We start from the raw sequence: 12,075 nt of genomic DNA, 5'->3' as shown, positions 1-12,075 counted from the left end.
CCCCGCAGCCTTCAGCCCTTCTTCACCCTGAACCACGCCGCATACAATGCCGGCAGGAACAACAGGGTCAACGCCGTGGCAACGATCAACCCGCCCATGATCGCCACCGCCATCGGCCCATAGAACACGCTTCTGGACAACGGAATCATCGCCAACACCGCCGCCAGTGCGGTCAGCACGATCGGCCTGAAGCGTCGCACGGTAGCCTCGATGATCGCCTGCCAACGGTCCAGCCCCGAGGCGATATCCTGCTCGATCTGGTCCACCAGGATCACCGAGTTGCGCATGATCATCCCCGCCAGGGCAATGGTGCCAAGCATGGCGACGAAGCCGAACGGCTGGCGGAACACCAACAGGAACAAGGTCACGCCGATCAGCCCCAGTGGTGCCGTGAGGAACACCATTACCGTGCGCGAGAAGCTGCGCAGCTGGATCATCAGCAAGCTGAGCACCACTACGATGAACAACGGCATACCGGCGTTCACCGACTTCTGCCCACGCTCGGAGTCCTCGACTGTGCCGCCCACTTCCAGCAGGTAGCCATCAGGCAGCTTGTCCTTGACCTCCTGCAAGGTCGGGGCAATCTGCCTGACCAGGGTCGCCGGCTGCTGCTTGTCATAGATGTCGGCGCGTACGGTCACCGTCGGCAAGCGGTTACGGTGCCAGATGATGCCTTCCTCGAAGCCATAGTCCAGGGTCGCTACCTGCGATAGCGCAACGCTCTGGCCGTTGTCGGTGGGCAACGCCAGGCTGCCAAGGTTGCCCAGCTCGCCACGTTCTTTCTGCGTGCCGCGCAAAAGAATCTCGATCAGCTCGTTGTCCTCCCGGTACTGGCTCACCGTGGTGCCGGTGAGCGAGCTTCGCAGGAAGCTCGACAGGTGCGCGGTGCTTACGCCAAGTGCGCGCGCACGGTCCTGGTCGATCGCCAGGAACACCGCCTTGCTCGGCTCTTCCCAGTCAAGGTGCACGTTCACCACATGCGGGTTCTCGCGCACCTTGTCCGCGACTTCGCGGGCCAGGGCGCGCACCTTCTCGATATGCTCGCCCGTGACCCGGAACTGCACCGGGTAGCCCACGGGCGGGCCGTTTTCCAGGCGGGTGACACGGGCACGCAGGTCGGGGAATTGCTGGTCCACAGTGTTGATCAGCCAACTGCGCAAGCGCTCGCGCTCCTCCATGGACGTGGCCAGTACGACGAACTGGGCAAAACTGGCGGCGGGCAGTTGTTGGTCCAATGGCAGATAGAAACGCGGCGACCCCGTGCCCACGTAGGCCACATAGTTGTCGATGCCATCCTGCTGCTTGAGCAGGGCCTCCAGTTGCTTGACCCGCTCGGTGGTATTGCCCAGCGACGCACCCTCGGCAAGTTTCAGGTCGACCATCAGCTCTGGGCGGCCGGACGCCGGGAAGAACTGCTGCGGCACGAAGCGGAACAACGCAATGCTGCCGACAAAGGCTGCGATAGTCAGCAGGATGACCGTCTTGCGCCTCCGCACGCACCACTCCACCACACGTCGCACACGCTGGTAGAACGGTGTGGCATAGGGGTCTGGTGCATGCCCATTGCCGTCATGGCGGGCGGCATGCAGCTTGGCCAGGTCCGGCAGCAACCGCTCACCCAGGTAAGGTACGAACACCACGGCCACCACCCATGAGGTGATCAGCGCGATGGTCACCACCTGGAAGATCGAGCGGGTGTACTCACCCGTACTCGACGCTGCCGTGGCAATCGGCAGGAATCCGGCAGCGGTAATCAGCGTACCGGTCAGCATCGGGAAGGCCGTACTGGTCCAGGCGTAACTGGCAGCCTTGAACCGATCGAAGCCCTGCTCCATCTTGATCGCCATCATTTCCACGGCAATGATCGCGTCGTCCACCAGCAGGCCCAAGGCCAATACCAGCGCGCCCAGCGAGATCTTGTGCAGGCCGATGCCGAAATAGTGCATGGCGGCAAACGTCATCGCCAGTACCAGGGGTATCGCCAGGGCCACCACCAGACCGGTACGCAGGCCAAGTGAGAAGAAGCTCACCAACAGCACGATGACCAGCGCCTCGACCAGCACCTGGACGAACTCACCCACGCCCGCCTTGACCGCCGCCGGCTGGTCGGAGACCTTGCGCAGCTGCATGCCGGCCGGCAGGTTGCGCGCCAAGCGCTCGAACTCACCTTCCAGTGCCTTGCCCAGCACCAGGATGTCGCCGCCATCTTTCATCGACACGGCCAGGCCGATCGCGTCTTCGCCCATGAAGCGCATGCGCGGCGCAGGCGGGTCATTGAAGCCACGGTAGACCTCGGCGACATCGCCGATACGGAAGGTACGGTCCCCTACCCGAATGGGAAACTGACGAATCTGCTCGACACTGTCGAACTGCCCGCTGACGCGCAGTTGCAAGCGCTCGCTGGGGGTTTCGAAAAAGCCGGCGGTACTCACCGCGTTCTGCTCCCGCAGCGCTTGCTGCACGGCCTCCAGCGGCACGCCCAGGGTGGCCAGCTTGAGGTTGGACAGCTCGATCCAGATTTTTTCGTCCTGCAGGCCGATCAGTTCGACCTTGCCCACGTCCTTGACCCGTTGCAGCTGGATCTGGATGCGGTCGGCGTAGTCCTTCAGTACCGCATAGTCGAAGCCGGTGCCGGTGAGCGCATAAATGTTGCCGAAGGTGGTGCCGAACTCATCATTGAAGAACGGCCCCTGGATTTCCGGGGGCAGGGTGTGGCGGATATCCGCGACCTTCTTGCGGATCTGGTACCACAGCTCGGGGATGTCCTTGGAATGCAGCGAGTCCCGGGCCATGAAGGTCACCTGCGATTCGCCGGGGCGCGAGAACGAGACGATCTTTTCGTACTCGCCGGTTTCCATCAGCTTCTTCTCGATGCGCTCGGTGACCTGGCGCGACACTTCCTCGGCTGTGGCCCCCGGCCACAGGGTACGGATGACCATAGCCTTGAAGGTAAAGGGTGGATCCTCGCTCTGCCCCAGCTTGGTGTAGGACATGGCGCCAATGGCAGCCAGCAGGATCATCAGGAACAGTACGATCTGGCGATTGCGCAGCGCCCAGGCGGAAAGGTTGAAACCCATCGGGACTTACTCCTTGGCCGTCAGGTTCACCACACGGTTGGTACGATCCACCGGCCGCACCTCCTGCCCTTCGCGCAGCACGTGGCCGCCGGCGGCAACCACCCAGTCGCCAGGGTTCAGGCCTTCAAGTACGGGGACAGTGTCACTGCCATAAGGCCCCAGGCGCACGGCGGCACGCTCCAGTCGACGGTCCTGGTTGACTCGCCAGACGTACGCCTGGCCGTTTTCAGCGGTAATCGCCGAGAGAGGTACAGCCAGCGGGATCAGCCCGTCATGGGCGATGAATACCCGTGCGCTCTGCCCAAGATCGGCGGGCACCTTGGCCGAGTTGAACGCGATGCGTGCGGCGAAGGTACGGGAACGGGGGTCGGCTGCGGGCGACAACTCACGGATACGGCCCTGGAAGCGCTCATTGCGCCGCGACCACAGCTCGACACTGACCTGCTGGCCAACGGCGAAGCGGGCGAACTGCTGCTCCGGCAGTCCGATGACGACTTCGCGTTCACCGTCGGCCGCCAGCGTGAACACCGTCTGCCCGGCAGCCACCACCTGGCCGACCTCGACCTGACGCTTGGCGATCACGCCGGCCTGGGGCGCACGCAACACCGCGTATCCGGCCTGGTTGCCAGCCACGTCGAACTCGGCTTTGGCCTGCTTGAGGCGCGCGAGCCCGGCCCGGTAGAGATTTTCGGCATTGTCGTACAGAGAGTGGCTGACCATCTGCCGATCCAGCAGCTTGCGGTAGCGGTCACGCTCGGCGCGCACCAGCGCCAGGTTGGCCTCGGCGGCCGCCAATTGGGCGCGGTTGGCCTCGAGTTGCAGGCGCACGTCCTGGGGGTCGAGCTCTGCCAGTGGCTGATCGGCCTGGACCCGCTGCCCCTCCTCGACCAGGCGTTTGCTGACCTTGCCAGCGATGCGGAACGCCAGCTCCGGCTCGAAACGCGCTCGCACCTCGCCAGGGTAGCTGTCGGCTGAGGCTTGGGCCGGTTGCGGCTGGACCACCAGCGCCGGGCGCGGAGCAGTGGGCGGGGCGGCTTCCTGCCCGCAGGCCGCCAGCAACAAGGCGGCAGCGGCAGGCAGAGCGAGGCACAAGGCATGACGCAACATGATGAATCCTTTCGCGACGAGCGCATCGAATATTTATACTGTCGAGTATATTAAATCAGGGAACCGAAGCCGGGAAGCCAGCGTCGGAAAGAAAATCAACGTTAACGATGGGCCATTCCCTGAAGCCGGAAGGCAACCGAGCCGGTAAGATGGGGGCCCCTTCAACCAGACACGGATTCCAATGCCCAACGACGCACCCATCGGCCCAGGTCGCCCCAAGGACCTGGCCAAGCGCGAGGCGATCCTCGAAGCGGCCAAGACGCTGTTCCTCAGCCTCGGCTATGCCAACACCAGCATGGATGCGGTCGCTGCGGCGGCAGGTGTTTCAAAACTGACGGTCTATAGCCACTTCAACGACAAGCAGACGCTGTTTGGCTCTGCGGTCATGGCTACCTGCCAGAATCAGCTACCCGACCTGATGTTCGAGTACCCCGAGGGCGCGGCCGTCGAACAGGTGTTGCTGAACATTGCCCGGGGCTTCCAGGCGTTGATCAGCAGTGATGAGGCGGTCAAGTTGAGCCGCCTGATCATGGCCCAGGGCAGTCAGGACCCAAGCTTTGGCGAGTTCTTTTACGAAGCCGGGCCGAAACGGGTGCTGGCGGGCATGGAAGGGCTGTTGCGTGGAGTCGCCGAGCGCGGCCTGTTGCGCATCGACAACCCGTTGCACGCGGCCGAGCACTTCTTCTGCCTGGTCAAAGGAGCGCCCGATTACCGGTTGCTGCTGGGGTGTGCAGGGCCATTGGAGGGAGATGAGGCCGAGGCGCATGTGCGCGAGGTGGTGGGGGTGTTCTTGCGGGCGTTTCGGCGCTGAGCCAATGTCGATAGCTGGCCGATTTCTGCCTTCTGCGGAGGCTCGCAAAAGGCAGTCAGAACTCGGTTCAATTACATATCAAGAAACACGCCTCCTGATTTCTTTCTGCAAAACGGACTGAACCATGATGTCTCGTGATGGGCCCGCGCGCTCCATACGACTGTTAACCTGATCCAATTCATTGGCAAGTGCGTCTAGTTCAAGAGTTCTGGCATAGTTATTCACCTCACCTCTCTGCACGCCCATATACCTTTCATACCGTTCTCCAGCGGCATTATCGGGAGTAGAGCCAAGCGACTGCACACGGCTGTTACCTTTTTTTACAACCGAGCGCTCTGGCAAATTTAAATTTTCAAATAACTGAAACTGCTCAGCAATTTCGCGATCATTAAATAACTTCTCAAATGGAATAGTATCGCCACCGGTGGGTGCAGCTTTAGGCATGGCGCCAACAGCCCTGTTACCTTGAGTGGGGTTTGTTTTCGTTACCGGCAAGCTGGTGCTCTTTTTTTTTTGCGCTTTGGGTTTCATGCCAAACAATCTTCTGAAAAAGGTCCCGATACCCCAGAAGTGACCAGTCGGGTCACTACGGTTAGTGGGATCTCCTGCGCAATATACATAGGCATTGAACCCGCCCGCCCCAAATGGGCTCCAACTGTCCGGGCTACTGAACCGCATCATGACCGGGCTGAACTGCCTATAGCCTCTCCCCAGATGATAATGTCCCGTGGCTGGGTCTGGCCGCTCGCCATTGAAGGCAAGCAACGACAGCAAACCGCTGCCCTGAGAGTGATGACCGTAGGGAGAGTAAATCTGTGACTCGTGCCGTTCCCCGTTATGCATCGATAACACAGAGCGCTGCGGGTCGCAGGCCGCTAACGCGGTGGGCAAGTGCACGGCACTGTGATTTTTCTGCGCCAGAACTTGTCCATCAGACTGAAGGATACGCCAGCGTCCGTTGCCACTTAACTCAATGGAGATCGTCTCTTTGCAATAAAAAACTTGCCGGGTATTTTGTTTGGCGTTGGGAATGGTCGGCATGAACATTAACCTCAGTGGCTTCAGATGTTCGAAAGACTGGCGCCATAGCAAAGAAAAAACCACTAGCAGAAATGCCAGGTCAATCCAGACCCACTCAATCTTTTCAGATCATACACACAGTCATTGTGGACGGTGGGTATGTGGGAAGTGTATGCGGAGGGCTTTTTCAGCCCCCACTTGAAATCAGGGCGGCGCATGATCTCAAAGGCCACAGCAATCCAGGCATGCGCCCGCACGCATGGCCAAAGGTCTGTGAACAACCGCACGAGAAAGATCAGGCCTTCAACGCTTTCTTTGGATAAATATCATACCGGCTCGACTTGCCCTCCAGGCTATGGCTCGGCTTTGGTCCATCAATGATCGGTGCCTTGCGCGGCCGCTTCACCACCACCCGGTGGCTGGCCAGCGCCAGCGCGGCTTCGAGCAAAGCCGGGGCATCCACGTCATCGCCGACCAATGGCCGGAATACGCGCATTTCCTTTTTCACCAGGGCGCTCTTGTCCCGGTGCGGGAACATGGGGTCAAGGTAGATCACCTGCGGTGCCTCCCCCTCCCAGTTGCGCATACGCTCGATGGCGTTGCCTGTCAGCAGCCACATGCGGCCGACGATAGGCCCTACCTCGTCATCCGACCGGGCTCGCGTCAGGCCGTCTTCCAGCAAGGCGGCTATCAGCGGCTGGCGCTCGATCAGGGTCATCTGGCAACCCAGGCTGGCCAGCACGAACGCGTCCTTGCCCAAACCCGCCGTGGCGTCTAGCACTTGTGGCCGCACGCCTTGGGCGATGCCCACGGCCTTGGCGATCATCTGCCCGTTGCCACCGCCAAACTGGCGCCGATGCGCTGCCTGGCCTTCGACGAAGTCCACCCGCACTGGCCCGGGTGCCTGCGGGCCCAACTGCTGGATCTGCAAGCCATCGGCGCCCACCTGCACAGCGAAACCGGCGGCATCGTCCTGCAGCGGCAGGCCCAGGCGCTCGGCCCATGCCGTAGCCTGTTGCGCATATTCAGCCGACATCGCTTCGACTCTGATACCCGTGCCTTGCTCTTCCATCATCCACACCTGAAAATTCGAACCAAGCCCTTAATGAATCGGCACCATCGGCCGATACAGGCAATATCCCGCTATTCTGCCAGAGCACAACGCGCACGACTGCCATGACAGATACTCTTCCCATCGGCTTGACCTACCTGTCGCCCGTCGGCAACTACGGTCGGCAGAATACCCAGGCACTGGGGGGCGTCAGCCACCTGTGGCAGGATTTCTTTGCCCGCGCCATGGCCGAGCAGCAAGGGAATGAGGCAGACAGCACCCATCAGGCGCTGGCGCAGTACGACAAAATCAGCGGCGAGCCGATTGGCGGGGCCAGGGCCCTGGCCCTGATCGATGCCCAACGCGCCTGCCCCGTGCACGACACCATCGTTGCACCACCCGAGCCTCTGTTCCTGCCCAAGGCTGAACTGGAAGCCAACCTGCTGGAGCCAGCGCCGGAGCCATTCAGCACCGCCGAGATGATTCAGCAGCAGCGCCAACTGGACATCAGCAACAGTTGGCTACGCCCAGTGGTCATGAGCCAGGGTCAGCCGCTTGCCGAGCCAGGCCCTGCACCCTCCCCGCGCCCGCTGCACCTTCCTATCGCCGAGTTCGAGACGGGCCTGCTCGACCCCGCGCCGGAGCCATTCGACGCAGCGACCATGGCCAAGCAGCAGAACGATCTGGAATTCGACATCCACTGGGCGCGCCCGGTAGTGCTGAACAACGTTCGCATCCACGCCTGAGCTTAACGGCAGATCTGCCACAGCCCCATGTCCAGGTGAAAGTGATTGCGGTGGGCGGCATTGTATTCCGGCCCCAGCACCGTACTGAAGCTCTTACAGGCCGCTTGCTGCACTTGCCGTAGGAATGCCGCCTTTTGCCCGCCTGCCTGCCAGTCCCGCGCCAGCACGATCCGCTGCCCGTCCTGCAGGCGAAAGCCGCTGATATCCAGCGCATTGGCCGTGGCATGCTGACTGAGCCGGCCCTGCTTGCGGTTATAGACGTTGCGGCAGGCGAAGCTGCCCAGATGATCGACCTGCGCCACCGGCTGGCCAAACACCTGCTGCGCTGCAGGTTGCAAGCCATGCTTTTCGAACAGCGCATAGGCCACCGCCAACGGGCAACTGGCCAGAAAGCTGCTACTCAACCGCGCCTGGCCTTGCTCTATACGCCAGACGTTTTGCAACGGGCAATTGGCCGATGCCGGGCTATCGGCCTGCGCCCGATAGCGCAGGCTGGTAGTCGCCAACGCTTGGCGGCACAACTGCGGATCATCGCGCAGACGCGAAAGCTTATAGGGCGTCAGCAGGTTCGGCGGCTGACGAACGTCCAGTGCTGCCCAAGGATCCCAGGCCTGCGGCAGGCGCCAACCCGACTGCCACAAAAAGCCTGCTACCAACAGCAGCCCGCACAGCAGCACCAATGCGCGCACCGCGCTTCAGCGCCGGAACAGGTCGTTGAGCTGGGCGAACGGCAACGCCTGCTCACCATAGCTGAACGTACCCTGGTCACGAACTTCCAATGCCGCGCGCTGAAACGCACCGAGCGCCGCACGGGCCAGCGAAGAGCCCACGCTGATGCGGCGTACGCCCAAGTCCTGCAACTGATTGACGCTCAATGGCACACCCGCCAGCCCCATCAGCACATTGACAGGTTTAGGCGCCACCGCCTGTACCACCGCGCGAATCTCTTCGACAGTGCGCAAACCCGGCGCATAGAGCACGTCGGCGCCCGCTTCGGCATAAGCCTGCAGACGCAGGATGGTGTCATCCAGGTCCATTCGCCCGTGCAGCAGGTTTTCTGCGCGGGCGCAGAGCATGAAAGGAAATGGCAGGCTGCGCGCCGCCTGCACTGCAGCCCTCACCCGCTCTACGGCCAAGCCCAGGTCATAGATCGGCGCGTCGCTGCGCCCAGTGGCATCTTCGATCGAGCCGCCGACCAACCCTGCTTCAGCGGCACGCAGGATGGCGTGGGCACAGTCTTCCGGCAGGTCACCAAAACCATTTTCCAGGTCGGCGGCAACGGGCAAGGCAGTGGCATCGACGATCATCCCGGCGTTGTCGAGTGTCTCGTCCAGGCTCAGCGCCGCTTCGGCATCCGCTCGCCCAAGGCTGAAGGCAAGGCCTGCACTGGTGGTAGCCAGCGCCTCGAAGCCGAGGCTTGCCAGGAGCTTGGCGGAGCCGGCATCCCACGGGTTGGGGATGACGAACGCGCCATCGCGCTCGTGCAGGGCTTTGAAGGCTTCGGCACGCAGGGTTTGTACATCCATGATCACAACCTCCGGCTGGTCGGTAAGGGTCAAAGTAGCCCCAGTTGTTCGACCTCAGGGGCGCGTGGCAATTCCGGCAAAGCTGCCAACCCCGGCAGGCGCGCCATCAGCCGCTGATGAAAACGCTGAGCCAACGCGGCGGCCAGGCGGTTGTCCGAGGTGTGCAGGAAGATGTACGGGCTACGGCCTTCCTCGATCCAGCTGGCGACCTTTTCAACCCACGGCGAAAGGAACGCTTCGTTGGCGTCGAGCTCGGGATGGCCGATAAAACGGACCTGGGGGTGCTGGCTGAAAGCTGCGGGGCGCGGCGCAACCCTGGGCTTCTTGGCTTGCGCGTCGAGCACGGCGGCCTCACGCGAGGTACAGCTGAACAATGCACGCGAGTCCAGGCAGATACGTTCAACACCGCGCTCGTGCAGCAAACGGTTGAGCAGGCGCTCCTCCTCACTCTTGGTGAAAAAAGCCTGGTTACGCACTTCAACCGCCACAGGCACACCGATTTCATCGAGAAAATGCCCCAGCTCAGCCAGGCGAGCAGGGCCGAACTGAGCCGGCAATTGCAACCAGTACGGTGATACCCGCTGGCCAAGGGGCGCCATCAGCCGGGTGAAGTCCAGCGCGGCTTCCAGCCGCTCGCGCAGGTCGCCTTCATGGCTGACATCACGGGGGAACTTGGCAGTAAAACGAAAGTGCGCAGGCATGACCTGCGCCCACCGCTCGACAGTGCTCGGCGCCGGGCGGGCATAGAAGGTGGTGTTGCCCTCGACTGCATTCAGCACCTGGCTGTAAAGGCCAAGAAATTCGCCGGTGCGGGCGTCAGCGGGATACAGGTAGTCTCGCCAGGCGCTTTCGCTCCATGACGGGCAACCCAGGAAATAAGGCAGGTGGGATAAACTCATCCCTCAAATGTACAGGTCCAGCCCCAGCACTTCCATGTCCCAATCGGTAAAACCGGCAGTACTGAGGTAGCTGGCCAGCGCAGTGGCCGTGCGGCGGTCACGGGCACGTGGGAAAACCATGTCCTGCTGGCGGGCCGGCAAGCCACCGGGACGGCGGCGCGGCGCCGCTTCCGGAGCAGCCTCGCCCTCTTCGACGAGCTCGGCATCGTCGATGCTCTCATCGCGCACCGCCGCTTTGCGCGGCGCGCGCTTTACCGGATAGGACTGCGGTGAGAAACCGTCGATACGCATGATGAGCACTCAGGACCAATGATGGCAATTTAGCAGCATCAGGGTTCCATCGCTAATGCTCTAGTGATAACTGGACCACAGTTTGCGACAAAGGTTTTATCGACAGCCGCGATAACCGACGAACAGCCGTCAGCGGGCTTTGGGCGTAGCTACGTTATCGCGCAGGTAAACCGGTTGCGCCTGATCGGCAACGATTGCCTCGCCGCGTGCCCAGGCGAAGCTGGCCAGGCTGAGGATGTCCAGCGCATTGGGCAGCGCCGCAGGGTTGCTGGCACTGGCCTGCAAGGCCAGACGCTCGGCATAGCCCCAGCCGGTACCGGCCCCGTACCAATCGCCGCTGCTGCCATCAGGCAACGCCACGCGCTCCGGTGGCAGCACCGCTTCCAGGCCTTGCAGGCGCATTTCGCCCTCCACCGCCTTGTAGCAACCCCAGTACACCTCGTCCATGCGTGCATCGATGGCAGCCGCTACCTGCTGCGCGCCATGCTCGCGCAACGCACCCTGGGCCAGCGCGGCCAGGTTGGACACTGGCAGTACCGGGCGTTCCAGGGCGAAAGCCAGGCCCTGCACTACGCCGATGGCGATGCGCACGCCGGTGAAGGCGCCGGGGCCACGGCCGAAGGCGATGGCATCGAGGGCATTGAGCGCCACGCCGGAGTCGCCCAGCAGCTGCTTGATCATCGGCAGCAGCTTCTGCGCATGCATGCGCGGGATCACCTCGTAATGGCTGGTTACCTTGCCATCATGCAGCAGCGCGACGGAACAGGCTTCGGTGGCGGTATCCAGGGCCAGCAGGGTGGTCATCGAACGGGTATCCAGGAACAAGTGAAAAGAGCGGCAGTATAAACGACAACGGCCCGCAAGCGGGCCGTCGTGACGCACGGTGATGGATCAGCTCAGGGCTGCCAGCACTTTGGCGGTGATTGCATCTACCGAACCCACGCCTTCGATGTGGCTGTACTTCGGCTTGCCAGCGTTGGCGGCCGACAGCTTCTGGTAGAAGTCCACCAGCGGCTTGGTCTGGGTGTGGTAGACCGACAGGCGATGACGCACGGTTTCTTCCTTGTCGTCGTCGCGCTGAATCAGGTCTTCGCCGGTAACGTCGTCCTTGCCTTCCACTTTCGGCGGGTTGTACTGAATGTGGTAGGTACGGCCCGAGGCCAGGTGCACGCGGCGGCCCGCCATGCGGCCGACGATCTCTTCGTCGTCGACGGCGATCTCGACCACTGCATCGATGTCGACACCGGCAGCGACCATGGCTTCAGCCTGCGGAATGGTGCGTGGGAAACCGTCGAACAGGCAGCCGTTGGCGCAGTCTGGCTGGGCGATGCGCTCCTTGACCAGGCTGATGATCAGCTCGTCGGAGACCAGCTGGCCGGCATCCATGACTTTCTTGAGCTCCAGGCCCAGCGGGGTACCGGCCTTGACGGCAGCACGCAGCATGTCACCGGTGGAGATCTGTGGGATACAGAACTTCTCGGTGATGAATTTTGCCTGAGTACCTTTACCGGCCCCGGGAGCTCCCAGCAGAATTACGCGCATCTCGT

At 62.2% G+C, this 12,075-nt stretch carries 12 protein-coding genes; 2 read left to right on the top strand and 10 right to left on the bottom strand.

The genetic code is table 11. The features are described from left to right. Positions 1–11: 11 nt before the first annotated feature. Positions 12–3,077 (bottom strand): efflux RND transporter permease subunit, encoded by a 3,066-nt coding sequence (locus tag EGJ09_RS17940; RefSeq protein ID WP_046784331.1) that lies wholly within the window; start codon positions 3,075–3,077, stop codon positions 12–14. A gap of 6 nt (positions 3,078–3,083) precedes the next feature. Continuing rightward, a complete protein-coding gene (locus tag EGJ09_RS17935) occupies positions 3,084–4,184 on the bottom strand; it encodes an efflux RND transporter periplasmic adaptor subunit (protein WP_012315919.1) in 1,101 nt (366 codons plus the stop codon). Between the two features lie 181 nt (positions 4,185–4,365). Between EGJ09_RS17935 and EGJ09_RS17930 the strand changes: the two genes are divergently transcribed. Next, positions 4,366–4,995 carry a TetR/AcrR family transcriptional regulator gene (locus tag EGJ09_RS17930; RefSeq protein WP_119687677.1) on the top strand — a complete coding sequence of 210 codons (630 nt, stop codon included), beginning with the start codon at positions 4,366–4,368 and terminating at the stop codon, positions 4,993–4,995. Positions 4,996–5,073: 78 nt separating this feature from the next. On the opposite strand, the gene EGJ09_RS17925 is transcribed toward EGJ09_RS17930, so the two are convergent. Further along, complete coding sequence (locus tag EGJ09_RS17925; protein ID WP_158621140.1) at positions 5,074–6,036, bottom strand: RHS repeat-associated core domain-containing protein; 963 nt, start codon at positions 6,034–6,036, stop codon at positions 5,074–5,076. Between the two features lie 274 nt (positions 6,037–6,310). After that, a complete protein-coding gene (locus EGJ09_RS17920; protein WP_125924495.1) occupies positions 6,311–7,087 on the bottom strand; it encodes a class I SAM-dependent methyltransferase in 777 nt (258 codons plus the stop codon). A gap of 104 nt (positions 7,088–7,191) precedes the next feature. Between EGJ09_RS17920 and EGJ09_RS17915 the strand changes: the two genes are divergently transcribed. Further along, complete coding sequence (locus EGJ09_RS17915; RefSeq protein ID WP_125924494.1) at positions 7,192–7,812, top strand: energy transducer TonB; 621 nt, start codon at positions 7,192–7,194, stop codon at positions 7,810–7,812. Between the two features lie 2 nt (positions 7,813–7,814). On the opposite strand, the gene EGJ09_RS17910 is transcribed toward EGJ09_RS17915, so the two are convergent. The 6 genes from EGJ09_RS17910 to adk all read right to left on the bottom strand — a co-directional run bounded on the left by EGJ09_RS17910 (position 7,815) and on the right by adk (position 12,070). Then, positions 7,815–8,501, bottom strand: a complete 687-nt coding sequence (locus EGJ09_RS17910) for an extensin family protein (protein ID WP_125924493.1) — start codon at positions 8,499–8,501, stop codon at positions 7,815–7,817. 6 nt (positions 8,502–8,507) lie between these two features. Beyond that, positions 8,508–9,338 (bottom strand): oxaloacetate decarboxylase, encoded by an 831-nt coding sequence (locus EGJ09_RS17905; protein WP_125924492.1) that lies wholly within the window; start codon positions 9,336–9,338, stop codon positions 8,508–8,510. Positions 9,339–9,367: 29 nt separating this feature from the next. Continuing rightward, positions 9,368–10,237 carry a DUF72 domain-containing protein gene (locus tag EGJ09_RS17900; RefSeq protein ID WP_125924491.1) on the bottom strand — a complete coding sequence of 290 codons (870 nt, stop codon included), beginning with the start codon at positions 10,235–10,237 and terminating at the stop codon, positions 9,368–9,370. 3 nt (positions 10,238–10,240) lie between these two features. Beyond that, positions 10,241–10,528, bottom strand: a complete 288-nt coding sequence (locus EGJ09_RS17895; protein ID WP_115274020.1) for a hypothetical protein — start codon at positions 10,526–10,528, stop codon at positions 10,241–10,243. 129 nt (positions 10,529–10,657) lie between these two features. Further along, positions 10,658–11,332: a tRNA (adenosine(37)-N6)-threonylcarbamoyltransferase complex dimerization subunit type 1 TsaB gene (gene tsaB / locus EGJ09_RS17890; protein WP_125924490.1), complete on the bottom strand. Its 675-nt coding sequence runs from the start codon at positions 11,330–11,332 to the stop codon at positions 10,658–10,660. A gap of 87 nt (positions 11,333–11,419) precedes the next feature. Continuing rightward, positions 11,420–12,070, bottom strand: a complete 651-nt coding sequence (gene adk / locus EGJ09_RS17885; protein WP_125924489.1) for an adenylate kinase — start codon at positions 12,068–12,070, stop codon at positions 11,420–11,422. Positions 12,071–12,075: the final 5 nt, after the last annotated feature.

The sequence above is a fragment of the Pseudomonas sp. p106 genome, from assembly GCF_003936645.1.
In the GTDB taxonomy this organism is placed as follows: Bacteria; Pseudomonadota; Gammaproteobacteria; order Pseudomonadales; family Pseudomonadaceae; genus Aquipseudomonas; species Aquipseudomonas putida_E.
This window is presented reverse-complemented; position numbering and strand designations above follow the sequence as displayed.

Coding starts and splice junctions, on each gene's coding strand:
- EGJ09_RS17895 (WP_115274020.1), bottom strand. CDS start 10,528: ATGCGTATCGACGGTTTCTCACCGCAGTCCTATCCGGTAAAGCGCGCG.
- tsaB (WP_125924490.1), bottom strand. CDS start 11,332: ATGACCACCCTGCTGGCCCTGGATACCGCCACCGAAGCCTGTTCCGTC.
- EGJ09_RS17900 (WP_125924491.1), bottom strand. CDS start 10,237: ATGAGTTTATCCCACCTGCCTTATTTCCTGGGTTGCCCGTCATGGAGC.
- EGJ09_RS17935 (WP_012315919.1), bottom strand. CDS start 4,184: ATGTTGCGTCATGCCTTGTGCCTCGCTCTGCCTGCCGCTGCCGCCTTG.
- EGJ09_RS17940 (WP_046784331.1), bottom strand. CDS start 3,077: ATGGGTTTCAACCTTTCCGCCTGGGCGCTGCGCAATCGCCAGATCGTA.
- EGJ09_RS17920 (WP_125924495.1), bottom strand. CDS start 7,087: ATGGAAGAGCAAGGCACGGGTATCAGAGTCGAAGCGATGTCGGCTGAA.
- EGJ09_RS17905 (WP_125924492.1), bottom strand. CDS start 9,338: ATGGATGTACAAACCCTGCGTGCCGAAGCCTTCAAAGCCCTGCACGAG.
- adk (WP_125924489.1), bottom strand. CDS start 12,070: ATGCGCGTAATTCTGCTGGGAGCTCCCGGGGCCGGTAAAGGTACTCAG.
- EGJ09_RS17930 (WP_119687677.1), top strand. CDS start 4,366: ATGCCCAACGACGCACCCATCGGCCCAGGTCGCCCCAAGGACCTGGCC.
- EGJ09_RS17915 (WP_125924494.1), top strand. CDS start 7,192: ATGACAGATACTCTTCCCATCGGCTTGACCTACCTGTCGCCCGTCGGC.
- EGJ09_RS17925 (WP_158621140.1), bottom strand. CDS start 6,036: ATGCCGACCATTCCCAACGCCAAACAAAATACCCGGCAAGTTTTTTAT.